Annotated in this window: 24 protein-coding genes; 2 read left to right on the top strand and 22 right to left on the bottom strand. The window is 50.0% G+C overall.

Annotated features, from left to right (window positions below):
* Positions 1 to 1,019: 1,019 nt before the first annotated feature.
* The 8 genes from ACFQ1C_RS02985 to ACFQ1C_RS02950 all read right to left on the bottom strand — a co-directional run bounded on the left by ACFQ1C_RS02985 (position 1,020) and on the right by ACFQ1C_RS02950 (position 8,881).
* Positions 1,020 to 1,307, bottom strand: a complete 288-nt coding sequence (locus ACFQ1C_RS02985) for a hypothetical protein (protein WP_379557045.1) — start codon at positions 1,305 to 1,307, stop codon at positions 1,020 to 1,022.
* Between the two features lie 384 nt (positions 1,308 to 1,691).
* On the bottom strand, positions 1,692 to 2,693 hold the full coding sequence (locus ACFQ1C_RS02980; protein WP_379557044.1) for a hypothetical protein: 1,002 nt from the start codon (positions 2,691 to 2,693) through the stop codon (positions 1,692 to 1,694).
* Positions 2,694 to 3,517: 824 nt separating this feature from the next.
* Positions 3,518 to 4,027 (bottom strand): protein disulfide oxidoreductase, encoded by a 510-nt coding sequence (locus ACFQ1C_RS02975; protein ID WP_379557043.1) that lies wholly within the window; start codon positions 4,025 to 4,027, stop codon positions 3,518 to 3,520.
* The gene (locus ACFQ1C_RS02970; RefSeq protein WP_379557042.1) at positions 4,027 to 6,105 is read right to left on the bottom strand and encodes a protein-disulfide reductase DsbD family protein; all 2,079 of its coding nucleotides are present in this window, start codon (positions 6,103 to 6,105) and stop codon (positions 4,027 to 4,029) included. Before ACFQ1C_RS02970 ends, ACFQ1C_RS02975 begins: the two co-directional genes overlap by 1 nt.
* Positions 6,106 to 6,555: 450 nt before the next feature.
* Complete coding sequence (locus tag ACFQ1C_RS02965) at positions 6,556 to 7,158, bottom strand: LysE family translocator (RefSeq protein WP_379557041.1); 603 nt, start codon at positions 7,156 to 7,158, stop codon at positions 6,556 to 6,558.
* A 250-nt stretch (positions 7,159 to 7,408) separates the two neighbouring features.
* Positions 7,409 to 7,954: a DUF1439 domain-containing protein gene (locus ACFQ1C_RS02960; RefSeq protein WP_379557040.1), complete on the bottom strand. Its 546-nt coding sequence runs from the start codon at positions 7,952 to 7,954 to the stop codon at positions 7,409 to 7,411.
* An 88-nt stretch (positions 7,955 to 8,042) separates the two neighbouring features.
* Positions 8,043 to 8,480 carry a YaiI/YqxD family protein gene (locus ACFQ1C_RS02955; RefSeq protein ID WP_379557039.1) on the bottom strand — a complete coding sequence of 146 codons (438 nt, stop codon included), beginning with the start codon at positions 8,478 to 8,480 and terminating at the stop codon, positions 8,043 to 8,045.
* The gene (locus ACFQ1C_RS02950) at positions 8,480 to 8,881 is read right to left on the bottom strand and encodes a DUF2750 domain-containing protein (protein ID WP_379557061.1); all 402 of its coding nucleotides are present in this window, start codon (positions 8,879 to 8,881) and stop codon (positions 8,480 to 8,482) included. Before ACFQ1C_RS02950 ends, ACFQ1C_RS02955 begins: the two co-directional genes overlap by 1 nt.
* A 539-nt stretch (positions 8,882 to 9,420) precedes the next feature.
* Here ACFQ1C_RS02950 and aroG point away from each other — a divergent pair.
* Complete coding sequence (gene aroG, locus ACFQ1C_RS02945; protein WP_379557038.1) at positions 9,421 to 10,476, top strand: 3-deoxy-7-phosphoheptulonate synthase AroG; 1,056 nt, start codon at positions 9,421 to 9,423, stop codon at positions 10,474 to 10,476.
* A 146-nt stretch (positions 10,477 to 10,622) separates the two neighbouring features.
* On the opposite strand, the gene lipA is transcribed toward aroG, so the two are convergent.
* From lipA to leuS, 14 genes are all read right to left on the bottom strand, one after another.
* A complete protein-coding gene (lipA, locus tag ACFQ1C_RS02940) occupies positions 10,623 to 11,588 on the bottom strand; it encodes a lipoyl synthase (protein ID WP_379557037.1) in 966 nt (321 codons plus the stop codon).
* Entirely contained in the window at positions 11,585 to 12,253 is a 669-nt protein-coding gene (lipB, locus tag ACFQ1C_RS02935) for a lipoyl(octanoyl) transferase LipB (RefSeq protein WP_379557036.1), read from the bottom strand. Before lipB ends, lipA begins: the two co-directional genes overlap by 4 nt.
* Before the next feature lie 10 nt (positions 12,254 to 12,263).
* On the bottom strand, positions 12,264 to 12,527 hold the full coding sequence (gene ybeD, locus ACFQ1C_RS02930; protein WP_379557060.1) for a DUF493 family protein YbeD: 264 nt from the start codon (positions 12,525 to 12,527) through the stop codon (positions 12,264 to 12,266).
* Between the two features lie 265 nt (positions 12,528 to 12,792).
* Positions 12,793 to 13,959, bottom strand: a complete 1,167-nt coding sequence (locus ACFQ1C_RS02925; protein ID WP_379557035.1) for a serine hydrolase — start codon at positions 13,957 to 13,959, stop codon at positions 12,793 to 12,795.
* 71 nt (positions 13,960 to 14,030) lie between these two features.
* On the bottom strand, positions 14,031 to 14,951 hold the full coding sequence (locus ACFQ1C_RS02920) for a septal ring lytic transglycosylase RlpA family protein (protein ID WP_379557034.1): 921 nt from the start codon (positions 14,949 to 14,951) through the stop codon (positions 14,031 to 14,033).
* Positions 14,935 to 15,909 carry a lytic murein transglycosylase B gene (mltB, locus tag ACFQ1C_RS02915; protein ID WP_379557033.1) on the bottom strand — a complete coding sequence of 325 codons (975 nt, stop codon included), beginning with the start codon at positions 15,907 to 15,909 and terminating at the stop codon, positions 14,935 to 14,937. The genes ACFQ1C_RS02920 and mltB overlap by 17 nt, the downstream gene beginning before the upstream one ends.
* 12 nt (positions 15,910 to 15,921) lie before the next feature.
* Positions 15,922 to 17,028 carry a rod shape-determining protein RodA gene (gene rodA, locus ACFQ1C_RS02910; protein WP_379557032.1) on the bottom strand — a complete coding sequence of 369 codons (1,107 nt, stop codon included), beginning with the start codon at positions 17,026 to 17,028 and terminating at the stop codon, positions 15,922 to 15,924.
* Positions 17,021 to 18,913, bottom strand: a complete 1,893-nt coding sequence (gene mrdA / locus ACFQ1C_RS02905; RefSeq protein ID WP_379557031.1) for a penicillin-binding protein 2 — start codon at positions 18,911 to 18,913, stop codon at positions 17,021 to 17,023. Before mrdA ends, rodA begins: the two co-directional genes overlap by 8 nt.
* A 2-nt stretch (positions 18,914 to 18,915) precedes the next feature.
* Positions 18,916 to 19,386 (bottom strand): 23S rRNA (pseudouridine(1915)-N(3))-methyltransferase RlmH, encoded by a 471-nt coding sequence (gene rlmH, locus ACFQ1C_RS02900; protein ID WP_379557030.1) that lies wholly within the window; start codon positions 19,384 to 19,386, stop codon positions 18,916 to 18,918.
* Positions 19,386 to 19,727, bottom strand: a complete 342-nt coding sequence (gene rsfS / locus ACFQ1C_RS02895) for a ribosome silencing factor (protein ID WP_379557029.1) — start codon at positions 19,725 to 19,727, stop codon at positions 19,386 to 19,388. The genes rlmH and rsfS overlap by 1 nt, the downstream gene beginning before the upstream one ends.
* Positions 19,728 to 19,761: 34 nt before the next feature.
* Entirely contained in the window at positions 19,762 to 20,409 is a 648-nt protein-coding gene (nadD, locus tag ACFQ1C_RS02890) for a nicotinate-nucleotide adenylyltransferase (protein ID WP_379557028.1), read from the bottom strand.
* A 379-nt stretch (positions 20,410 to 20,788) separates the two neighbouring features.
* Positions 20,789 to 21,811: a DNA polymerase III subunit delta gene (gene holA / locus ACFQ1C_RS02885; RefSeq protein ID WP_379557027.1), complete on the bottom strand. Its 1,023-nt coding sequence runs from the start codon at positions 21,809 to 21,811 to the stop codon at positions 20,789 to 20,791.
* Entirely contained in the window at positions 21,811 to 22,296 is a 486-nt protein-coding gene (locus ACFQ1C_RS02880) for an LPS-assembly lipoprotein LptE (RefSeq protein ID WP_379557026.1), read from the bottom strand. Before ACFQ1C_RS02880 ends, holA begins: the two co-directional genes overlap by 1 nt.
* Before the next feature lie 116 nt (positions 22,297 to 22,412).
* Positions 22,413 to 24,995, bottom strand: coding sequence for a leucine--tRNA ligase (gene leuS / locus ACFQ1C_RS02875; protein WP_379557025.1), 2,583 nt, complete (start codon positions 24,993 to 24,995; stop codon positions 22,413 to 22,415).
* A gap of 125 nt (positions 24,996 to 25,120) precedes the next feature.
* Here leuS and ACFQ1C_RS02870 point away from each other — a divergent pair, with 125 nt between their 5' ends.
* Positions 25,121 to 25,606 carry a zinc ribbon-containing protein gene (locus ACFQ1C_RS02870; protein WP_379557024.1) on the top strand — a complete coding sequence of 162 codons (486 nt, stop codon included), beginning with the start codon at positions 25,121 to 25,123 and terminating at the stop codon, positions 25,604 to 25,606.
* Positions 25,607 to 25,675 lie beyond the last annotated feature (69 nt).

The following is a 25,675-nucleotide window of genomic DNA, read 5'->3' as shown; positions in this document are numbered from 1 at the left end:
TACCAATCCTTATGAATGGTTGACATGGTCGTCATGAAAAAGACTCATTTAAAACAAAACCTACAATTCATGTGAACAAATGTAACATGTTAGGATTAACAATTAATAAAATATTGTTAACAATATTGAGTGGTGTGATCTATGTCACATAGAAGGCTTCCGTGCCACTAGCTTGCTGCGGATCAATCCACATTAATTAGCTCAATTACACTCGTTAGTAGCATGCGAAAAGTGGAGTCATGCATGTTAGAAGGACAGTAAGCGTTACTGCACCACACCTGTTTAGGCCATTTTTAATACCGTAGATTATCCATTTTAATGAACGAGGTGCTATATGAGTCGTAAGCATCGTAATCAGGCACAGTGGTGGGAGTTTGTTAGCGTCTTCGAGTAAAGTGGCCGAAGAAGATTTGTCAGTTGGCATGTTAGTCAGAGGCAATAGGGTAGCCTCCACCGACTCGCTCGGGGCTGATGACACTCACTATTTTTACCTACTGCGAACATTCACTGGCTGTTCGGTCAGTTAAAAGCAGTTCGTCACGGCGAGACAAGCTCGCCCCATGTACGTTCAAACACATAACATCCGACCGCCAAGGATGGTGGGAGTGTCGAAATGGCAGCAGCATTTTTCGACCCTGTTATGTGATGGTCGGCAGAGGCTATCCCAACCACCTCTTCATTAATCTCGCAGCCGCCGGTTGGCACATAAAACCGACAGAACACCGACTTTTGTAGCCGCTGCTTCAGCTGCGATATTCTGCGTAGCAGGATGATATTTTAATCCCAAACGAATAAATAACTGGTCTGTTGCTTAATCATCGGTTAGCGCAGTAGATCAGAGGCAACTGGGTAGCCTCCGCCGACTCGCTCAAGCACATCCATGTGACGCTCAAACACATAACATCCCTGTTATGTGATGGTCGGCAGAAGCTATCCCAGCAGCCTCTTCTTGAATTTCAGAGCCGGCGGTGGGGAAACGTAGCTTGCCTTGGTACGCCACCATTAAGGTGGGTGTCACACTAATACCACTTTTCCATCGGTGGTATGAACGAGATGAGTAGTGGAGATAACGCCTTTAGTGAGGGAGAAAATACCCAAGCTTTCGATGGTTTTACTCGCTTGCGGCAAGGTAAGGCTATAGCCCTGAGAACGAGTATTAAAGTTGTTATCACGTTCATAAAGCGTAAAGGAATGCCGCGGTGCAGACAGGCGACCGCCAGTGCTACGCCGCCGATACCGCCATCAATAATTGCCACATGCGGGTAGTTTTCGGTATCCGCCACTGGCGTCTGATCGGCTGTGATCAATCCTGGTCCGCCACAGTTCACGCATAAAGACAGGTGTGCTTTAGGGAGAGCGGGAGCCAGGCCTTCGCCCCCACTTTTTTCAAATAGCCTTGCGATGCTGATTAGAGCTAATGTCTAGCTCACAGAAAAATAGTGAGCTAAGTCTTAGAGATCCCCTCTTTTTAATAGTAGATCGCGCCATGTTAGCTGCATAACCTAAATATGCACTAACCCCGACATCCGCTGAGTACCGTATTGAACCTAGGGTGAGGCCATATTTTTAAGTTGCGCGGTAGCAGCGAGAGTTTGGTCATTTCTTGCTGCTCTGCCCTCAAACCCCAAGCGTAGAGCGGCCAATATGAGGGGGTAGGTCACAATCATCTCTATCTATTTTGTTATTCCCCCTCAGTTTATCTGTTCAGCTAACGGAGATACTGTCGTGCCGAGGCTTAATTCTGCCGATAATCTGTCAAAGGCTATTAGCTTCATACTATCTGTGATTATCCTGCCATCTTCTAATATGGCATGTGATGGATACCAAACAGATCCCACCTTGTTGAACTCATAACTTATTTGTTGAGCTGGCATGTTTCGTTCTTTGAGCTTTGTAATTAATTGTGCGGCACTCGCAGCTGCTTTAGGTAGTGCATCGTGCGCGGCAAAGCTCTTATTTACATCCTTGCCACGAAAGAGAAACGAAACCGTACAACCATTCTGATAGCCTTGTATATCTAGTACCGGGTTGCGGCGTTCTACTAGCGCTTCAATGAGACTACGGCAGAACGAGTGGAAGGCAGCGTAAGTCGCTTTTCCAGCCTCGGACCCGATAGCGGTAACGAACGGGTTCCATACAAGTGCTAAGTACGGAAGTCCTACTCTAATTAGCTCTATTGTTGCGTTTGCTTCATTGTGTGAAAGTGTAAGTCGTTCTATCTGGATTTCAGCATTCATGGTGAGTTGGTCAATCCACAGGGGTTCGATTTCTCTGGGATCAACTCCGATTTGGATTCGCGCGTTATTTGGTAACTCTATAAGTGTTTTAGGTGAAGGCACAGATGCTTTCGTATCAAAACCAAGTTTATCAAACTGGAGTACGTCGCCGCCGGCGTAAAAACCTAAGATTGCTGCAACGAATCTTATTCCATCTTGGTTTACAAACAATTTCCCTTCGATTACTTGTCCTATTGGCTTGCCGGGATCATGACCATTAAGCAGGACATATGGTTCGCTATTGATTTCAGAAACTAACTCGCTCGGTTCCAAAGGAACCAACATATTGCCGTTTTCATCCTGCGCGTCTATCCAGACAACAGCAGGTACAATTTTTCCAAAAATATTATTCGAGTGGCGAGATACCGCACTTTTTATCCACTCATAGGCAGAAGGTGTTTCCAGTAAATGTGACATAGCATGTCCCTTGATAATTTTATTTTAAATTTGCTAGTTATACCCTATGCAGATGTCAGGTTAACCCATTCAATCGTGACTTCGAACCTAAGGCAGGAAAACGTGATATATTAACTAAAATTTTATATAGCAGGTTAAGCCAGTAGGAATTGTCAGAGCCAACCGTCAAATGCCAGGGCCAACAAAGGCTCCTGCAATGTTGTCATTCCCGCCATCCTTGGCGGTCAGCCAGCATTTGCCGAGCGCCGCTGGGGCGAGCTCGCCTCGCCGTGACGAATCTTTTCAGCCTAACCGAATATCCAGTGAATATTCGTAGTGGGCTGAAAAGATGAGTATCAAATCCTTAAGCGAGTTGGCGTAGGCAATCCTGCTGCCTCTGACTTAATACATCCGATCCCACAGCCTATATTTCTCGTAATTAAAAAAGTCGCGCTCTTTATGAGGTCGGTATTTTTATGGTTGGCTGTCGTTTTTTCATCCCATATAAAAAATCCCGCGGAGACGGTACTGCCAGCTACCCTTTATTTAAAATATGGACAGACTACATAAAGATAGCACCGAGCTGTGACCAAGCAATGCTAACCGGCGACTCCGCAGCATAGGGGCGGATGGAGGGATCTGCCCCTCCGACCATCACATAACAGGGATGTTATGTGTTGAGCGCTACAGGGAGGTACTCGCAGCGTGTCGGTGGGGGAGGCCCTTTATTCGACCTTTCCATACAGATCAAATACTTCAGCTATTTGATTCCTTGCTATTAAAAAAGGCCACGCTCGAATGAGCGTGGCCTTGGTGGTTTTAACTTTACCAGTTAGCGGCTGACGTTAGTCAATCAAACGAGCCAACCATAACCTGGCATACATGCCGGGTAGGGTAGTGATGCCGGCGGTGGCAAAGCGTAGCTTGCCTTGGTACGCCACCATTAAAGTGGGTGTCACGCTAATACCAAGCGTTTGCCCAAGCTGATTATCCGCGTCATTAACCACATTAAAATCGTAGCCTTTTTCCCGCACATAACCCGCTACCTTAGCATCGTGCCCCGAAGCTAATGCAATGCTCACCACAGGTGCACCCACCATATCCACCATGGGTGATACCACGCGACACACACCGCACCAAGTTGCCCACACATACACCAACACCGGTTGCTCATCGCTGATGGCTGCCAAGTCTAGGGCCTTGCCCTCTAACGTAGTGAGAGGCCCAAGGGCGGCGACATCACTGGGCAAGTCTTTACTGCGCCACAAGTCCACCGCAGTGACCACGACCATCAACATCAGCAGATAAACCAAGCCCTTGCCTAGCTTTCTACTTTTACTCTTATCTACTGCCATTATTTAGCCTCATCCAGTGCGCTCATCACCTTGTTGGTGGTCAGCAATACTTCTAATGCCTTGCCCCGAGGTAGGCCGGGGCCAAACACTTGGTTAAACGGAATGCCGGCTCTTTGATTAGCGTGTAAATAATCGGTAATGGCGGCATCGGGGCGAGTCCAATCGCCGCGCATTAACACCACATCATCCGCTTGTAGCGCCGAATACACAGGATCGCGTAAAGTGACACCCACCTTATTGGCTTGGCAGGTAATACACCAGTCGGCCGTCACATCTACAAACACGCGCTTGCCGGCTGCCACCTCGGTCACGATGCGATCCGCATCCAACGGCTGCCAATTTAGGTTGTCCTCAATGGGGCTGACCCAATGAGACTGCGTGGCTAAGGCGCCTATACCACCGACGGCGCCGAGCAATAACAGGCCGGCTAAGCCGAACATTAAACCGCGCGCACCGTATTGGCGGATCAAAGACCAGATTGGCAACACTATCAGTAATGCGGCCAGCGCCCAAGTGATGCCAGAGCCTAAGGTGTAGCTGAGCAACGACAATAGCCACAAGCTGGTAGCCAGCAACATCAGGCCAAACAGCCACTTCACCTTTTCCATCCACATGCCGGGTTTAGGTAGCGCACGAATAACGCTGGGGAATAACGCCAGTAATAACCACGGCAACGCCATACCTAAGCCTAAGCCGGTAAAGATGGCAATCAATACGACAGGAGAAGAAGCCAGTGCCACCGCCACCGCGGTGCCCAAAAAAGGCGCACTACAAGGGGTGGCCAGCAAAGTAGCAAACATGCCTTGTAATACATGGCCGCCATTGCCATTACCCGGACGCGTCGCCAACCAGGTATTAAGGGCCGTTGGCAGGCGCAGCTCAAACAAGCCAAACAGGTTAAGCGAGAATAAGGCGGTGATCAGCAACATAAAGCCAATAAAGGCCGGTTGTTGAAATTGAATCCCCCAGCCCAATTGCGCGCCAGACCAAGTGAGCACCAACATAAAGGCGGCTAATAGCCAAAACGACAACATGATGCCAAACGCCGACCACAATAATGGTGCGCGTACATTGCTGGGGAGACCTGATGCTTGAATACGCTGGCCCAGCACTAAGCTGTTGAGCTTAAGACCTAACACCGGCAGCACGCAGGGCATGATATTCAAGATTAAGCCACCCAAGACTGCGTACAGCAGCACCCAAGCCAGTGACGGCATGGCCTCGCTCATCGGCGCTAAGTTGCCGGCACGAATACTGGCGGTGAGCTCTTCGGCTAAGCCATCATCGATGGCGGTAATTACCACCGCTTGCTGGTCTAGGTTAAGTTCATCATCCCAACTGTTAACGATAAAACGAACTTGCAGTAGCTCATCGTTAATTGAGAACTTAGGTTGACTAAAAATAGCCTCGTCGAGTTCATCAATATAAATAGCAGGCTGCAGCCAACCGCGCTCATTATGTAGGTTTATCTCTAACTGCTTATTCGCGGCATCCCAGATGAGTGACTGGCTACTTACCAAACTGGCCGCTCTTGGTACCCGCGCTACGGCTTGTTGATAGTCATGGTTTAACTGCTCATCCATCGCCAAATTAGGATCAAGCGGCAGTTGCAGTTGATAGTCGCTAAGCACGCAAATGGTGGTGCAGCTGGGCAGGGTGAGTTTGGCATTAAATGTGCTGCTCTGGGCGCCGGTAGTGGGCGTGAGCTGCAGCGGAAAATCCACCTCATGCTTGTAACCCTGAGTTTCTACGCCTAACAGACTAAAGCGCTCGGGCACCGGCCATTGCCAGTTAACCGATTGCAGATTATCTGACGACTCCCAGTTTAGTCGTGGGGCAATGCCGCCTTCGCCAGGGGAGCGCCAGTAGGTTTTCCAGTCATCACTGAGGCGCACTTGCAGCAGGGCTGGGTAATAGTTATTGGCCGCATCGTAGGGGCCGGCTTGTATTACGCGAACTTGTACTGGCGGGTGCTCGGGCGCTTGTTGCCAGCCCGTTCCTTGAACATCTGAACCGGCGGCAAACAGGGCTAGAGGCGCGCACAGCAACACCATGAATAGAGTAAAAATTCTGATCACAAATACAGTCTCCGATAAATTAACGCAAAATAGTAAGAAAAAAACTGCGTTAATTTCATTCTCTAAATATGCACAACACTAAGTGTCGTCGTCGACCGGCGAACAAAGGAGGAGGAGGGTAACGGCGGCAATATCCGCTAAATTGTGGATGAAAAAGCCATAAAAAAAGCGGCAGCAAGATGGCGATTAATATCGGCTCGATCTGGCTCCAGACCTTGCTTAAGAGCTGTTCCGATAAACTACAGCGCTCGTTATCTTCGCTGTTAATTGAGTCACTATTGTTTGGTGCAGGGGCGGAGACGGTGGTTGTGTTATGTTCTGTATGGGGCGAATAGGCGCAAGCCGTTGACAGCCCTATGCGCTGGCTCAAGCACAGGCTGACCACGAGTGCGACCAGCATTAAGGCTAACCAAGCGGGCTGGCGCGGCATTAGCCTAGGCCGAGCCGCTGTTAACCTATTGCCAGCCAAAGGGCGACTCCCAACATCAAACTACCGGCGATGCGGTTTAATAGCTGCACTTTACCTTTTTGCTGCAGTACGCGGCTAAGGGTGCGTCCGCCGCTGGCATAAAGCAGCATACAGATAAATTCGAGTGATAAAATAATGGAGACTAAGATCAGCAGCTGACCAGGCAGCGGCGCCTGGTTATCAATAAAGGGGGGCAACAGGGCGATAAAAAAAGCCCAGCCTTTAGGGTTGGCAATGGCAGTGATAAAGCCTTGGCTAACCAGAGTGCGCGCTGGAATATGGCGCGGGCCAGCATCCACGGGACTTAAGGCCAGTTTGCCTCTGGAACGCCATAATTGAATGCCCAGCCAAGCCAGATAGAGGCCGCCGCCGTATTTAAGCAGCTGAAATAGGGTGGGGTATTGCAGCATAATGGCGGCAACGCCCAATACAGCCAAGCAAGCAACTAAACCGACGCCCACTAACTCACCCAGCATCATCCACAGTGCACGGCGCACGCCCACAGTCATACCTAGCGACAAGGCTAGTGTCATGCACATGCCTGGGGTTACTGAGACAAAGAAAAAGGTGGGAATAAACACCATTAATACTGCATAGCTGATAGCACACCTACCTATTTTGTAGTCAACCGCATATCTATATCGTCCGGCATTGTACGCTAAGTCCCCGATGACACAAAGACTGATAGCTTGAAGCGGTAAGCTGTAAGCGTTCAGCTAGACAAAACTGGTCCTGTAACCCAGCGCTTTAGCTGCTGGTACTATGCAGCTGAATAGTTTGGTCGTGAACTTAACTTATGGCTTACAACTGATCGCTTAAGGCTGCCTTTAGAGCTTAATCACCAAACCGTGGGCTGAATACGAAGCGGCCGGGGGCGATACTCATCGCGACGGGAGCTTTGCTAATCCAAGAGTACTTAGTGTCGTCGAGACGATACACGGGTTGGTTTTCTAAGACCGAGCGGATGATCTGCATCATGCCGGCTGAGGCGGCAGTCATGTCACCCTTGTAACCAAAGGCATCGACCTTGCTTTGCAATAGGGTTAAATCCCGCAAAAATATCGCATTTTGTTGACGGTCATACACAGGGCGACCTTCAATAACCAAATCTAGCTGGGCAGGAAAACGAGCGATAAGGGCGTTAATGGCGGTTTCGCCCTTAAGATTAAGTTTTACTATGTCGCGGTTGTCGGGACCAATTTGTAAGTCGAGCTGATCAATTTGGGTTTCAATCAGCCCTTGAGTTAGACGTGGGGCTTCTTTTTCAAGCAAGGTGTATAGAGATTTCTCGATCTCGCTTTCCGATACATTGTACTGGCTTACAGTGGCACAAGCACTTAATAGCAGGGCACTTAGGGCAATGATTACAGGCTTAAACATATGAACCTCTGATTTTAAACGGGTGAGGAGTGAGGGGTGAGGAGGCAGAGCCAATCGTGTATTCTTTTACGCCTCACTCCTCACATTTTTATCTTAATAGCTGATCCAGCTGATTGGCGAAAGTTTGGCGATCGGCAGGGCTAAGGGTAGCTGGGCCAGCGGTGTGTATGCCACTGGAGCGCATGGTGTCCATAAAATCACGCATGGTCAGCTTGGCTTTAATGGTACCGGTGTCAAATTTCTCACCACGCGGGGTGATCACTCGCGCGCCTTTTTCTAACGCTTCGGCAGCCAGGGGAATATCGGCGGTCACCAGAATTTCACCGGGTTGAATGCGCGACACAATTTCATCGTCCGCTACATCAAATCCCTTAGGCACCTGCAACTGTTTGATCAGGGTAGAACCCGGCAAGGGCAGCGGATGGTTAGCCACCATGGTTAGCGGCGTTTGCGTGCGCTCGGCGGCGCGAAATAAAATATCGCGGATCACCTTAGGACAAGCGTCGGCGTCTACCCAAATATGCATCAGTCTTTTCGCCCACTTTTTTTCTTACGATCGAAGGCGTCTTGCAGCTCGCGTGGCTCAACCAATACACCGGCGGCATCGGTGATAGGGAACACGGCAACTAATAACTCATCGTCTTCCATGCCCGATACCCAACGAGACTGCCACACCTTTAGGGTAATGGCTTCGGGCTTACACTCGCTCCAGTCGTCCACTGCCCACGCTTTGGCGTAGTCGGCATGAGGCCATACCGGAATGCAGTCTTCGTCGTCGTCTGAGGTGAGCATCATGCAGCCGTGCTCATCGGTTAAAATCCACAGTTGTTCATGTTCGGTTACTTTATTCACAAAGTGGTTATAACGCTGGTCATCATTCATTTTTTCTGCGGCCGCTTTATCGGCGTCGTTCAGGGTATAGCTCATTAGTGTTATCTCATATTGGGAGTCTGCCTGCATATTCCCATTGCACGGTCGGTGTTGTCCAGTTTTTGCCGTGGAAGAGAGGGTGCAGCGTGAATAATCAAAGCAAACAGCTCAGACTTCAAGATTAAAGACTCTTAGCCACGGAAGAACACGGAAAAACTTAAGCTGAGATAAGGGCGAAAGTAATCTTATTTGGTAAGAGTAAAAACTAACCACTACTGTGCTTAAGGTCTGTATATTTTCAGCTCTGATCACTATGTTTCCGTGGGTTCCGTGGGTTCCGTGGGTTCCGTGGGTTCCGTGGGTTCTGTGGATTCCGTGGCGAAAGAGTACTTAAAAGAATTTTGGGCCGTTCCCTTCACTCTTTACACTTCACCCTCAAAACACGGCTTTTTTTCTCTATTTGCTACTTAAAGGCACACAATTGCCAAATAGCGCCATTTGAGCGTTTACAGAGGCTCTTGCTCGGGATAGATTAAAAACCAATCTTTTCGATATAAAGTGGGCCAAGGGCTCAACATTACTAAGCAGGGTTGCTCATGTATTTTCAAACAGACGATATCCGTATTAATAAAATCAAAGAATTGTTGCCGCCAATCGCAGTGTTGGAAAAGTATCCAGCCACTGCTACGGCCTCGGCCACGGTCTTTGAGTCGCGCCAAGCTATTCATCGTATTTTAGTTGGCGAGGATGATCGTCTACTGGTAGTGATTGGACCTTGTTCTATTCACAATGTTGAGGCTGCCATCGAGTATGGCAAAAAGCTTAAAGTGCTACGCGAAAAGTATGCGGACCGCTTAGAAGTCGTGATGCGCGTGTATTTTGAAAAGCCGCGTACCACTGTGGGCTGGAAAGGCTTGATCAACGATCCGCATCTAGATAACAGCTGTCAGATCAACGACGGCTTGCGTATTGGTCGTAAGTTATTGTTAGACCTTAATGACATGGGCATGCCTACCGCCAGCGAATTTCTAGACATGATCACGCCACAATATATGGCTGACTTAATGAGCTGGGGCGCTATTGGTGCCCGTACAACCGAGTCTCAAGTACACCGTGAGTTGGCCTCTGGCCTGTCTTGTCCGGTTGGTTTTAAGAACGGTACCGACGGCACCATTAAAGTAGCGGCCGATGCGATTGGTGCAGCCAGTGCGGCACACCATTTCTTGTCGGTGACCAAGCTGGGTCATTCCGCCATCGTGCAAACCACGGGTAACCCCGATTGTCATATTATTTTACGCGGTGGTCGAGAGCCTAACTACAGTGCCGAGCATGTGGCTGAGGTATGTGCGGCGCTAGCTAAAGCAGAGTTGCCACAAAAAATTATGATCGACTTTAGTCATGCTAACAGCAGCAAGCAATATCAGCGCCAAATGGTGGTGTCTGAAGATGTGAGCGCGCAGTTAGCGGCGGGCCAGCAGGCGATTATGGGCGTCATGGTTGAAAGCCATTTGATAGCCGGTCGTCAAGACTTAACCGACGATGCCACCGAGCTGACCTACGGCCAGAGCATCACCGATGCGTGCATTGGTTGGGACGACACCGAAACCATGCTGGCGCAACTAGCCGACGCCGTTACCGCAAGACGCGGTTAACCCGGGCCCTTCGGGCAGCTGGAAGCCGTAAGCTAGAAGCTGAAAGAAAAAGACCAAACGTAAAAAGGGAGCCATTAGGCTCCTTTTTTATCTAAGGGGGGTAGTCGTACGGCGTACAGCGTTAGACGTAAGGTTGCCTTTAGGGCTTACTTAACTTCTACGCCCTGTGCTTGTAAATCGGCATGATACGATGAGCGTACCAGCGGGCCGCAGGCGGCGTGCTCAAAGCCGATGCTGTCGGCAATCACTTTTAGCTCGTCAAATTCTGCAGGCGGCACATAGCGCTTCACCGGCAAGTGATGGCGGCTTGGCTGCAAATATTGACCTAGCGTTAGCATGGTCACGTTGTGCGCGCGTAAGTCTTTGAGCACTTCTGCAATTTCTTCATTAGTTTCTCCTAAGCCCATCATCAAACCAGACTTAGTAGCAACCTGTGGGTGCATTTCTTTAAAACGACGCAGTAGTTCTAATGACCACTTATAATCGGCACCGGGGCGCGCTACACGATACAGACGCGGCGCGGTTTCCAAGTTGTGATTGAACACATCGGGCGGTGTATCTTTGAAGATCTCTAACGCCGTGTCCATGCGACCGCGGAAATCGGGCGTTAATATCTCGATTTTGGTGTTTGGGCTTTGCTCGCGAATCGCTTTAATACAATCCACAAAGTGTTGAGCACCGCCGTCACGCAGATCGTCTCGGTCAACTGAGGTGATCACCACGTATTTAAGGCCCAGCTCTTTAATGGTTTTTGCCAGTTTTGCGGGCTCGTCCGGATTAATCGCTAATGGGCGGCCGTGGGCCACGTCACAGAAAGGGCAGCGGCGGGTACAAATGGCACCCAAAATCATAAAGGTCGCAGTACCGTGGGTAAAGCATTCGGATAAGTTAGGGCAAGAGGCTTCTTCACACACAGAGTGCAGATCGTTCTCGCGCATAATACTTTTCAGTTCCTGTATACGCTTACTGCTGGGAGGAAGTTTGATCTTCATCCAGTCCGGCTTACGTAACACTTCTTCGTTCGGCTCGGGCATGAACTTAACGGGAATAAGGGCCATTTTATCGGCGTCACGTAATTTTACGCCAGGCTCGACGCGTACAGGTTTGTTCATAATTTCAGCTTCTCTGTGGTGTAGTCGAGATGTTGATAGCCAAGCAGGTCTGCCAGCTTAGGCACCAGTTGGGACTGAGCTTCATCAATAGTGTGTGGGCCACCTAAGGCACTGCACTGTGTCATCGCCATGCCGGCATAGCCGCAAGGGTTGATTCGCAGAAAGGGGGCCAAGTCCATATTAACGTTCAGCGCTAAGCCATGAAACGAGCAGCCTCTGCGTACTCGTAATCCTAGCGAGGCAATTTTATTTTCGGTGCCCATCGTCTCTGCCACATAGACACCCGGCGCATCGGGCTTGGCGTAAGCGTCTATATGGTAGGCGGCTAATAGCGCGACAATGGCATTTTCCATACTGGTTACTAGGTGGCGTACGCCGAGTTTTTTACGGCGTACATCTAATAGCAAGTACACGATCAACTGACCCGGGCCATGATAAGTAACTTGGCCACCGCGGTCACTTTTCACCAAGGGAATGTCACCTAGGTTAAGAATATGCTCGGGCTTGCCGGCCTGACCCTGTGTAAACACTGGGGGGTGTTCAACCAGCCAAAACTCATCTTGAGTGTCTTGGTCACGCTGGTTGGTAAAGTCTTGCATGGCATGCCATACATCCTCATAAGAGGCTTCACCCCAGTGTCTAACGGTGAGTTGATCTTGTGGCATTGCGCTTATCCTAGAGTACGTACTTAACCAGTTCTAGCTCACCCAGCTTTAAATAGAGTGTCTCAATATGCGCTTTGCTGGTCACTGTCACCGGAATCGTCACCGCGTGGTAGTTCCCTTTGCTGCTAGGGCGGACGTGTGGGCTGTAATCGCCGGGTGCGTGTTGCTGTATCACTTCAACGATCATATCGGGTAGGCGAGCATCGGCCAATCCCAGAATTTTGAAGGGAAACTGGCAAGGGAACTCAAGATATTCATCAAATTTGGTATTCAATTGGCTAGTCATAACAACCTTTACTACATGCAATTTTTAATAGTGGGCAAAAATGCTTTTGTAACCCAGATCACATTTTTACCATAAAATCGGCGAAGCTTAAACCGACAACTTGTGTGGGTTAGCAAGCCCGTCGGGCAGCTATCAGCCTTTATTGGTAAAAAACACCGACTAACATCATGTTGCTGCGCAACAATTGTAGCTAAAGCAGCAGCGACAAAGCTCGGTATTTTTTGTTGAGCTGGGCGCTTGCGCTGTAATTTCCTTAGCTAAACAAGTCTTTTACCAACAGCTTGATGTAGTCGATCATGCGGCTAAAAACACCACCTTGTTCAACGTCTTCTAGCGCAACCAGTGGCAGAGTGATTACATCTTCACCGTCTAGTTTAAGGTGTAAAGTACCTACTTGCTCACCTTTAACAATGGGCGCTCTTAATGATTTGTCTAGGGTAAAATCGGCTTGTAAATTTTGTGCTTGGCCGCGGGGAATAGTCACTGCAACGGCCTTATCTACACCAAGCGCTATGGTGTCTTTGTCGCCCATCCAGATTTGCTGATCCATCAGCTTAGTACCTGCTTCATATGGGGTAAGCGTTTGATAAAAGCGAAAACCGTAGGTCAGTAGCTTTTTGCTTTCTGCTGCGCGGGAGCGCTCACTGCTTGCGCCCATAACAACCGCAATTAACCGCATGTCGTCTTGGGTAGCAGAAGAGACTAAGTTGTAACCCACCGCATCAACATGGCCGGTTTTAATACCATCCACATGCAATGATTTATCCCACAGCAGAGAATTACGGTTGTGCTGGGTAATGCCGTTATAGACAAACGACTTTTCAGAGTAAATTTTATACTCTTCTGGCACATCACGGATCAAAGCCTGACCTAACAGCGCCATATCATGGGCGGTGGTATACATCGCATCGCTGTGTAAGCCGTGGGGGGTGACAAAGTGACTGTCATTCATGCCTAAACGTGCAGACCACGCATTCATTAGGCCGGCAAACGAGTTGATGCTGCCCGCTAAGTGCTCGGCCACCGCCACGGTGGCATCGTTGCCAGACTGAATGATAATACCGCGGTTGAGCTGGTCGATGCTGACTTCTTTGCCGACTTCCAGAAACATCACTGAAGAACCGGGGAAGTTCTGTGCCCAAGCGGCTTCACTAACGGTCACCATGTCTTCTTTTTGTACTTTCCCTTCTTTTAGCGCTTGGGCCAAAATATAGGAGGTCATCATTTTAGTCAGGCTGGCAGGCGGTAATTTGTCGTCCGCGCCTTCTGACACTAATATCTGGCCGCTGGCATAGTCCATTAATAGATAAGATTTTGCTGCAATAGAAGGCGCCTCTGGGATCATGGGCGTTAATACTTGCGCTTGGCTAGAAAAAGACACCACAGCGGCAAGAAAGAAAGTTGGAAGAGTATTAAGCATGCGCATAACGTCGGTGAAAACCCTGTAAGTATAGGCAAAAACTGCCAATGATAAGTTAAAAACCAAACCCATTAATTAAGAAAATAGGCCTGAGCATACCCTTCGGCAACTAGCCGATTTAAGGTTGCTTGTGTTTTGTTGGTTGGAATTGGACCCATTTGCAGGCGGTACCATTCAGACTGACGCTCAACTCGGGCCGGAAAACCATACTCTTTGCTTAGCTGAGCGGCAAGCTCCTTGGCTTTATCGCCAGAACGGGTGGCCAGTAACTGTATGTGCTTACCGTGAGCCGATGCTGTTGGCTTCGTTTGCGCCAAGTTTATGTCTTGGTTGCTCGCTTGTTTACCATTGGCCTGTTGCGCCAATTGCGTTTCTTTGCCGGTGGGAGCAACCTTGATCAGCTCCACTTTTACGGCGGCCGTACCCGTAGCCAGTATGCCCAGCTTGTAAGCTGCGGCATAAGACAAGTCAACTACTCTGCCATCATGAAAAGGGCCTCGGTCGTTAACGCGTACCACCACCTGCTTGCCATTTTCTTTGTTGGTAACACGCAAGAAAGAGGGCAACGGTAAGTGTTTATGGGCTGCGGTCATGGTGTACATGTCGTACACCTCACCGTTAGAAGTATGGTAGCCATGAAACTTGGCGCCATACCAAGAGGCCATACCCTCATCACGGTAATTTTCTACATCTTGCCAGACCTCGTAGTCTTGACCCCACACATTGTAATTCTTATTACCGCCACGCGTATAGGGTTCATAACGGGGCACCGCATCTTTAACGTGATCTAAGTTAGGCGCCTTACCCGGCGGCTTGTCTTGGCGCAAGCTATAACGGCCTCCGGCAGTTTCCTTTTCCCACTTGGCATCCTTGGCTTCGTTTTGAGGTTTGCCGTGCTTTTGCTGTTCTGCTTTCTCGATGCTGGACTGAGAGCTACAGGCCGTCAATACCAAGACGGTTAGGGGCAGGAGAGCTTTATAAAGATTTTTCATAGGCTTGTTTTAGCTGCTCACTCAGTTGATAAACCGCCATGGCGTATAGAGGGCTGTGATTATAACGGGTAATCACATAAAAGTTATGTCGAACTACCCAATATTCAGGGCCCTCTGCACCTTCTAAAAGAAGCAGTTTAACGGGGGTGTCGGCGTCTAACTCTTGCTCAAGCACCACACCGGCCGCCACTAATTCAGCCCAGCTATGAGAGATCTCAAGAGCGGGGTTCAATAATGCTGCGGCGGCGTCAGGATTGGTTACTTTAGCCGGGTAGGCGACGCCTTCATTTGGGTGCCATTTATGTTCGTAAAAATAGTTGGCGACACTGCCAATGGCGTCGTCAGCAAGAAAGAGGTTGCGCTCGCCGTCGGAGTCGAAGTCTACAGCGTAGTGGCGATAGCTGGAGGAAATAAACTGCCCCATGCCCATCGCGCCCGCATAAGAGCCTTTTTGTTCACCTACAGACCAGCCTTGCTCTTTGGCCAACTCGAGGTAGTGGCCAAACTCCGAGCGAAAGAATTCCCCCCTAGGTGGATAATGAAAACCTAAGGTATACAGTGCATCCAACACTTTATGGCTGCCCATGTTGGTACCATAAAAGGTCTCTACGCCAATAATGGCGGTGATCATCTCGGCTGGCACTTGTAGCTCTTGTTCAGCTTGAGCGAGCAGCTCGCTATGCTGTTGCCAAAACTCCACCCCTTTATCTAAGCGCTTTTCGGTTAAAAAGATGGGGCGATATTGATGCCACGGCTTCGCTTCGGCCGGGCGCGTCATGGCGTCAATAATGGATTGCTGATACTCAGCCTTGGCGAGCGCGTCGTTTAACTCGCTAAGGGGTAATTCAAACTTGCCAGCCAGCCCATCCAGCCAAGCTTGTTGTTCTGGATTAGAGTCTGCGGCCAACACCGAAGAGCTCAGTAATAAGCCAGCAGCAGAAAGAAGAGCAACACGCATTCAATAATCCTTTTATTTAGCCAATAGGCGCTTGTGGGTATGCACAGACATAAGAATGCCAAATCCGGCCATGAGTGTCACCATGGAGGTGCCGCCGTAACTGATTAACGGCAATGGAACGCCCACTACCGGCAACAAGCCGCTCACCATGCCGATATTAACAAATACATATACAAAAAAAGTAAGGGTGAGAGCTCCGCCGAGTAGGCGTGGAAAAGCGCCGTGTGCCTGCATGGAAATATACAGACCGCGCCAAATAATAAACAGATACAGTACCATCAGTAGGCACACGCCTACCAAACCAAACTCTTCACTTAATACCGCAAAAATAAAGTCGGTATGGCGTTCGGGTAAAAACTCCAATTGTGACTGGGTACCTTCCAACCAGCCTTTTCCCCACAGGCCTCCCGAGCCAATGGCAATCTTGGATTGAATAATATGATAACCGGCGCCTAACGGGTCGCTTTCTGGGTTAAGCAGAGTCAAGACTCGTCGCTTCTGATAGTCGTGCATCAGAAAAAACCACAGCGCGGGTAAGAACGCGGCGATGCTCACCACGGCGGCTAGAATAAGGCGCCAAGACATACCGGCCAAAAAAATCACAAAAAATCCCGATGCCGCCACCAAGAGTGCGGTGCCTAAGTCGGGTTGGTTGGCAATTAACAAGGTGGGCAGAAGGACCATACCTAACGCCAAAAATACCCGCAATAGGCTTGGTGGTAAGGGATAGCGGCTGATGTAGGTGGCGATCATCATTGGCATTACTAACTTCATGATTTCGGAAGGCTGAAAACGAATGCCACCAACTTCGAGCCAGCGCTGGGCACCCTTACCGATATCACCGACTAATAACACGAGTATTAGTAAGATAGCGCCTAAAATAAAGATCGGCGGAGCCCAGCGGGAGTAAAAGCTCGGTGGTAATTGGGCAAGCCCTACCATCACCACTATGGATATGCCAATGCGTATGGCTTGGCGGAGCAGGGAGTCCATATCCTCGCCTGAGGCGGAATATAAGATGGCTAAGCTGGCACTTAATAAGGTAAGAATAGCCAATAACAGCGGCCAATCTAGGTGCAAGATTTCCCATAGTGGGCGACGGTGCTGATGTTTATTCATCGGCTTGCTCCTGGGAGTCGGGCGCGTTGAGTATGTCGGGGATCATATACAAGTCGAGCAAAGCTCGGGCGACGGGAGCAGCATTAGAGCTACCACCTCCGGCATTTTCTAATACCACAGACACCACTACTTCGGGGTTTTCATAAGGAGCAAAGGCGATAAACAGGGCGTTGTCGCGCAGATGTTCTTTAGTGCTGTCGTGGTTATATTGTTGGTTTTCCGCCAAGCTAAATACTTGCGCCGTGCCCGACTTACCCGCAGCCGTATAAGGCGTGTTGGCAAAGGCGCGTCTGGCGGTGCCTTCTCTACCATTAATGACTCGGTGCATGCCGGTTAATGCCACATCCCAATAGTTATCTTGTTTAAGCTCAATGGGGGTGCCTTTACTGACCGGCATAGGGATCATGCCATCGGGTCCGCCAATGCCATTTAGTAATCTGGGGTGAATGGTTTCCCCTCGGTCCACTAGTATGGTGGTGGCGCGCGCCAGTTGTAGCGGGGTTGCCGTCCAATAGCCTTGGCCAATGCCCACCGAAATAGTATCGCCCTGATACCAAGGCTGTTTGTGCCGCGATTTTTTCCATTCGCGCGAGGGCAAGTTGCCGCTGGCTTCTTCGTGCAGGTCAATGCCTGAATATTCACCAAAACCAAAGCGGCCCATATAGTCATTAATGCCGTCTATGCCTACTCGATACGCGAGATCATAAAAAAAGGTATCGGCCGAAATTTCGATGGCTCGGTACACATCCATCCAACCATGGCCCCAGCGACGCCAATCGCGAAACTTGCGTTTGGTGTTAGGTATTTGAAAATAAGGGCCACCAAAGAAACGGGTGTTGGTCGTAAAGGCACCTTCGTTTAGCCCCATAATGGCTAGCATAGGTTTAACGGTAGATGCTGGCGCGTAAATGCCTTGGCTGGCACGGTTAATCAGCGGTCGGTCGGGGTTGTTGAGCAATTCCCGATATTCTGGGCCGCTAATGCCATGAACAAATAAGTTAGGATCGTAACTGGGGCTGGAGATCAGGCTCAGTATTTTGCCGTCTTTCGGCGTCATGATCACCGCGGCACCGCGACGATTGGCCATCAGCTTCTGAGCTTTTTGTTGCAACTTCACGTCAACGTTCAAGTAAATATCACTGCCGGGGATGGGGGGCTGATATTTAAGGGTGCGTATAACGCGGCCCCGATTGTTCACCTCAACTTCTTGATAACCGGTTTGGCCATGCAGAGTGTCTTCGTAATAACGCTCGACCCCCAGTTTGCCAATATCGCGGGTTGAGGCGTAGTTGGCCAGCTTGTTGTCTTCTTTTAGTCGTGTTACGTCTCTATCGTTAATACGCGCCACATAGCCAATAACGTGGGTAAAGGTGTCGCGATAAGGATAAAAGCGTTTTAGATAGGCCTCAATGGCGGCACCGGGATATTTATGCTGATTAATACTGAAGCGAGCCACTTGTTGTTCGTTAAGTCGGTTGACCAGTACTACGGGAGTAAAGCGCCGTTGGCGACGTACTTCAGTAAAAAACCGGTTTTTAACAGTAGGATCGAGATCAAGTAGGGTGATGATTTCATCCACGGTATGATCAAGGTCTTGGGCTTGCTCGGGGGTAATCTCTAGGCTGTAAATAGGGCGATTTTCAGCTAGCAAGATACCGTTACGATCATAAATAAGACCGCGTGTTGGGGCGATAGGCAGTACTTTGATGCGGTTGTCGTTCGAGCGGGTTTGATAGATTTGGTGTTCGTTAATCTGCAGGTGATAAAGATTAGCAACTAACACCCCCATTAGCACCACGATGCCCGTAAAGGCAATCACAGCACGACGCCAATACAAGGATGATTCGGCGCCATGATCGCGCATCTTTACCCGAGACGAAGCCATGATTATTCCCGGTGGTAGGGGTGGTTGTTGTTAATGCTCCAAGCGCGATACAGGCTTTCGGCCGCCACTACACGTACCAACGGGTGAGGTAGTGTGAGCGGCGATAAAGACCAAGACTGCTCGGCTGCCGCCTTGCAAGCGGGAGCTAACCCCTCTGGGCCACCTATTAAAATGGCCACGTCGCGGCCGTCCAGCTGCCAGCGGGTTAATTCGGTTGCTAACTGGGGCGTTGTCCAAGGTCGGCCAGGAATATCAAGCGTTACGATGCGCGCCGATTTGGATACGGCCGCTAGCATCTGCTCGCCTTCGCGCTGTAATATCCGCTCTATGTCTGCATTTTTACCGCGCTTGCCCGCTGAAATTTCAATCAGCTCTAATGACAAGTCTCTAGGAAAGCGTCGTTGATATTCCTGAAAGCCGATAGTTACCCAATCGGGCATTTTGGTACCCACGGCCACCAGTTGTAACTTCATTAAGCCGAGGCTCCAACGGCATTGCCGCCCCACAGCTTTTCAAGCTGATAAAAGTCGCGGGTTTCTTCTTGCATCACGTGCACTATGATATCGCCCAAATCGACCAGCACCCATTCACCCGCATCTTTGCCCTGTAGGCTAAGAAACGTGAGGCCTGCATGCCTGGCTTCGGCGGCTACGTTTTCGGCAATGGCATTTACATGGCGGCTAGAATTACCTGAGCACACTATCATGCAGTCGGTAATGCTCGATTTGCCGGTAACGTCTAACACTTGTATGTCGCGGGCTTTGCTATCATCGAGTTTATCGACGATAAAGTCGTACAGTTCTTGACCTTGCAAGGGGACTTTCTCCAGAATTAAAAATGACGGCATATTATAACACGGGCGATTGATAGAGTCGCTTTTCTCGAACGTAGTTGATAACAGGCTCTGGCAACAAATATTGCGGATTGTTCCCTAACCGAATGCAGTTGCGAATTTGGGTCGATGAAATATCCAATTGTGGGTTGTCGAACAGGTAAATGCAGCCGCCCAAACGACGCTGTAACTGCCCGCCATCCGTGGTGCCGTGCACCTGATATAAGGTGTTAATCGTGGGGTTAAAATCTGGTTGCCAGCCGGGCCGATGGCTCACCACTAAATGCGCATACTCCAGCAACTCTTGCCAGCGGTGCCAGCGGTTAAGGCTACATAGCGAGTCCATACCCATTAAAAAGCACAGCGGAGTATCGGGCAGCTCTTTGCGCAGCTCAATCAGCGTCTCTACCGTATAAGAAGGGCGGTTGCGCTTTAGCTCTCGCGCATCAACCACCAACTTGGGTGTGTAATCTGCCGCTAACTGCACCATGGCTAATCTGTGTTCGGGCGCGCTGTCGGGGGGGACTTTGTGCGGAGGAATATAATTGGGCAGCAGCCGCACTTCGGCCAAATTAAGCCGCTCTAACAGCGCTATCGCTGGGCGTAAATGACCGATATGAATCGGATCAAAAGTACCACCCAACAAACCAATCGCTTTTTTCATATTGCTCCCAAGGGTGAAGGTGAAACACTAAAAATTAAAGCCTTTTCGCCACGGAATCCACGGAACCCACGGAAAAATAGGGATAAGATCTGAAAAAGCATAATATTGGTAAGGTCTAAAGAAAATATTTTGTAGCGGGCTATGTTTTAGGTAGGTGTATTGGACCGCTTCTGACCTGTGCCCCCATTTTGGTTGAACCCTTTTACCTAAGTAAGGCGGCCCTACAAAACCTCTCCCGAAGAGCTTGGTCTTACCAAAGAAATCTCTTGGCTCTTTTCGCTCTTATCTCATCTTAATTTTTCCGTGGATTCCGCGGGTTCCGTTGCAGATCTAGGTTAGTGCTGGTGTTTTCTCTTAACTTGGTGCTGGGCGACTGGCGCTATGGGTTTATAACCATCAAGCGTTCGTCGAGAAAGCCGACGCAGATGCTGTATAGCCAGCGCCAGGCCTCATCATCATCAAAAGCTGCTATGGCACGGTCGGCGGCGGCGAGCATGGCTTGCAGTTGTTGCAACTTGGCCAGTGGCACCCGAGCTAATGCCGATTGCATTAAACTTTGGCGACTCGACCATACATGCAAGCTGGTGGCTAATTGCGCAAATGACTGGCCACTTTGTAACCCCAGTTGTAGCTGCTGCAGGGTGCTTAGCTCTCGAGCCAACAGGTGACACAGCATGCCCGCTTCTATACCTTCGGTGCGCAGTTGTAACAAAATACGGCAAGCGCGTTTTACCTTGCCCTGCAACAGCGGATCTAACAGTTGAAACGGATTAAATTGATGATGGGGCTGCACCAAATTTTGTAATACTGGCAGCGTTAATGGCTGAGGCAGGTTTTGTAGCGCCAGCTTTTCTATTTCGCCGTTCACCCCCAGCAAATTGCCTTCAAAGGCATAGGCTAGCCATTGCAGCGCTTCGGAGTCGGCACTCATGCCATGTTGTTGCAGGCGCTGAGCTAGCCAACGACCGAAGTGTCGGGCATCTGGGGTAAATACAGGCATCACTGGGCCGGCGGCACTCAGCGCCTTAAACCAGGCACCTTTTTGTTGTTGCTGATTTAGCTTAGGGCCGGTGACCAGCAGCAATAAATCGGGATGACATTGTTTGAGCAATTCGCGTAGCCGTTCCGAGGCGGTTTTATCAAGCTTCTCGGGTAGGTGCACTTCAATAATTTGTCGTTGGCTGAACAGACTTAAGCTTTGGCTGGCCGAGAAAATGTCGTCCCAGTCTAGGCTTGGGTCGGCATCGAAACGCGTGCGTTCGTCAAAGCCCAAGGTGCGGGCAGTGTGGCGCAGGGTATCTAGTGCTTCTTGCTTTAACAGCGGCTCGTCGCCATAAATAAAATAGCAGGGGGCGAGCCCTGCTTGTAGGTGGGTTGCTAGCTGTTCAGGATATAGACGCATTAGAACGACAGACGATTAAGCTGGCGTATAATTTGCTCGGCAGCTTCATGCTCCATCTGCTCGCGCAATTGAAATTGCTCGCGGCTAGAGGCCAGCGCCTGTGCCGATTTATCGAGGAAACTGCGGTTGAAGGTCACAGTAAAGACCTGACGGGCTTGGTCTGGCATATCGAGGGTAAAGCGAGTACCAAAACGAGTCGCGTATTCTAGTGCGTCGGCTCGGTTGTTAACTGAAGCCACGCTGTTACCTTGGCCTAAGCCCGAGATGCTAAGCACGGGAGTGAGGGCGTCTGGTTCGACTAACTGAGCACCGGCGCGTTGCAGCCGTGCCGACACTAGGCGATAAAACTGGCTTTTGTCGTCGCCAACCAAGGCTAGACGCTGAAGCTCGGGAGCCAAGTTATCGCCCCCCCTGAGCTGAAAACCACAGCCAACTAGCAGCAAGGTTAATAAAACTAAGGTCGTGGCTTTAATGCGATAAAGCATACAAATTCCTCAAAAAAAGCACCAAGCGCCATGCGCTGAGCACCAAGCTAAAACTAAACCAAGCGCCTTAATATGCATGGCGCTCGGTTTGTCTTACAGCGTAAAGCGTACGGCTGTTAGTTAGCCACTATATTCAGCAGTTTACCGGGCACGTAAATCACTTTGCGCACGGTTTTTCCTTCAAGATGGCGGGTTACATTCTCATCGGCTTGTGCGGCTGCGTCCACGTCATCCTTGCTGGCGTCTGCCGGCACGGTTATTTTGCTGCGTACTTTGCCGTTAACCTGCACTACCACTAGCTTTTCGTCTTCGACTAAGGCGTTAGCATCGGCAACGGGCCACGCGGCATGATCGATATCGGTGTGTCCCAGCCCTTGCCAAAGCTCAACACCGGTGTGCGGCACTATGGGGTGTAGCATCACGGTAATGGCTTCTAGCGCTTCTTGCAGCAGGGCGCGGTTTTGCTCATCGCCCATGTCGACTTTGGTCAGCTTATTCATCAGTTCCATCACCGCAGCAATGGCGGTGTTAAAGGTCTGACGGCGGCCAATATCGTCGCTCACCTTGTTAATGGTTTTGTGCACATCACGGCGCAGCGCTTTTTGCTCGCCGTTTAAGCCGGCTATATTCAACGCGGCAACGGGACCATGGGACTGATGCTCAAACACTAAGCGCCACAGACGTTTAATAAAGCGCTGTGCGCCTTCTACGCCCGAATCGGACCATTCCAGCGTCATGTCGGCAGGTGAGGCAAACATCATAAACAGACGTACCGTATCGGCACCATACTTGTCGATCATCACCTGTGGGTCGATGCCGTTGTTCTTCGACTTCGACATTTTGGTCATGCCGGTATGTACTAGTTCATGACCTTCTTGGTCTTTAGCACTTTTTACGCGGCCTTTGTCGTCGCGCTCTAGGGTGACATCTAATGGGCTTACCCAAGTGCGCGCGCCCTTTTCATCGGTATGATAGAAGGCGTCGGCCAACACCATGCCTTGGCATAATAAACGCTTAAAGGGCTCGTCTGATTCAACTAAGCCGGTATCGCGCAACAATTTATGAAAGAAGCGAGCATACAATAGGTGCATACAGGCGTGCTCTATACCGCCAATGTACTGATCAACGGGCAACCAGTAGTTGGCTTTTTCTGGATCCAGCATGCCTTGGTCGTAATCTGGGCTGCAATAGCGAGCGTAATACCAAGATGACTCCATAAAGGTGTCGAAGGTGTCAGTTTCACGCAGCGCCGGCTGGCCGTTATAGGTGGTTTTGGCCCACTCTGCGTCAGCTTTAATCGGGCTTTGAATGCCGTCCATCACCACATCTTCTGGCAATATCACCGGCAAGTCAGCCTCTGGCACCGCTACTACCGAGCCGTCCTCTAAGTTCAGCATCGGAATAGGCGCGCCCCAATAACGCTGGCGGCTCACACCCCAATCTCGCAGACGATAGTTTACGGTACGTTGGCCGAGTTTTTTCTCGGTTAAGGTATCGGCAATGGCATTAAAGGCGGCTTTAAAATCCAGGCCATCAAATTCGCCTGAGTTAAATAAGATACCTTGTTCGGTATAGGCCTCGGTGCTGATATCCAGCTCGCTGCCATCGGCCGGCTTGATCACGGGGGTGATCTCTAGGCCATATTGGGTGGCAAACTCGTAGTCACGCTGATCGTGAGCCGGAACAGACATTACGGCGCCTGAGCCGTAATCCATTAATACGAAGTTAGCAGCCCAAATAGGCACCTGCTTGCCGGTTAGCGGATGCTCGGCATATAAGCCGGTGGCCACGCCCTTTTTATCCATGGTGGCCATGTCGGCCTCAGCCACTTTACTGTTGTGTTTGCACTCGTCGATAAAGGCGGCCAACGCGGGATTATTTTTTGCAGCCTGCTCAGCTAATGGGTGACCGGCGGCAATGCCCACATAGGTCACACCCATTAGGGTATCGGGGCGGGTGGTATAGACATCAAACGACTGATCTTGATCTACCACTTTAAAGCTGAGGTTTACGCCCTCGCTGCGGCCAATCCAGTTACGCTGCATGGCTTTAACTTGCTCTGGCCACTCGTCTAAGTTGTCCAGTTCGCTTAGCAGCTCGTCGGCGTATTCGGTGATTTTAATAAACCACTGTGGAATTTCTTTACGCACCACTGGGGTGTCACAACGCCAGCAACAACCTTCGTTTACTTGCTCGTTGGCCAACACGGTTTCGTCGTGAGGACACCAGTTAACCGATGAGGTCTTCTTGTAAACTAAACCTTTTTCGTACAGCTTAGTAAAAAACCATTGTTCCCAGCGATAATACTCAGGCGTACAGGTTGCAAACTCACGATTCCAGTCGTAACCAAAGCCCAAGCGCTTAAGCTGGTCTTTCATGTAGTCGATATTTTCGTAGGTCCAAGGAGCCGGCGCGGTCTTGTTATTGATGGCGGCATTCTCGGCGGGTAGGCCAAAAGCGTCCCAACCAATGGGCTGCAGCACATTTTTACCTTGCAGCCGTTGATAGCGAGAGATAACGTCACCTATGGTGTAGTTACGTACATGCCCCATGTGCAGTCGGCCCGAAGGGTAAGGAAACATGGATAGGCAATAAAACTTGTCCTTGCCAGCTTGTTCGGTGGCCTTAAAAGTCTGCTGTTCTGCCCATAAGCGTTGTACTTTGGGCTCAATGTTTTGGGGAATGTATTGCTCTTGCATTAGTGACATCCGGATCTGTGAAATGGGTGAAAAACCACGACGATAAATTGCAATAGAATACCCTAGGGGAAGAAAGGCAACAATAGCCGAGCCCTTAGTGCTCATTATGATAAGGGAGATCGAGCATGGATAATCAAGATAAGAAAAAGAAAAGTGGCTACGACGCCTTCGTTGACGATTTACATAAACGCTGGCAAGAGAGCGAAAATACCAGCATTAAGGAGCTGGTTGAAACCACACAAGCCTATATGGAAGCCGCCAGCGATTTGACCAAAGACGAGCTGGCGCTGATTGCAGAATATGTAAAGCGGGACTTAGTTGAGCTGGAAGACAGCGGGGACGAGTTTAGAGACAGCCTGTTTTATCGGCGCATTAAAGAAACAATATGGGGCTGGGTGTCTGATATTACTGACAAAAGCCAGCTGGAGTGGCATGAACTTGCCACGGAGTTAACCAACCACGGGGAATACCAAGCAGGTGAAGTAGTCGGCCCTGGCCGCTACGACTGCACCCTGTGCGCGCATTCTCACGAAGTCACTCACCCCGAAGTGCTCAGCACCTGTTTAGAGTGCAATCACTCTCACTTTATCCGCAGGCCGTTAGCTGTGTAATAGACAGCCGTACGTGATCCGCCGTACGCCATACGTAACTACTAAATAATCGTGTTACGCCGTACTGTT

This window comes from Oceanisphaera ostreae (assembly GCF_042676125.1).
Taxonomy (GTDB): Bacteria; Pseudomonadota; Gammaproteobacteria; order Enterobacterales; family Aeromonadaceae; genus Oceanimonas; species Oceanimonas ostreae.
The sequence above is the reverse complement of the archived record's forward strand: the minus strand, read 5'-3'. Positions and strand labels throughout refer to the sequence as shown.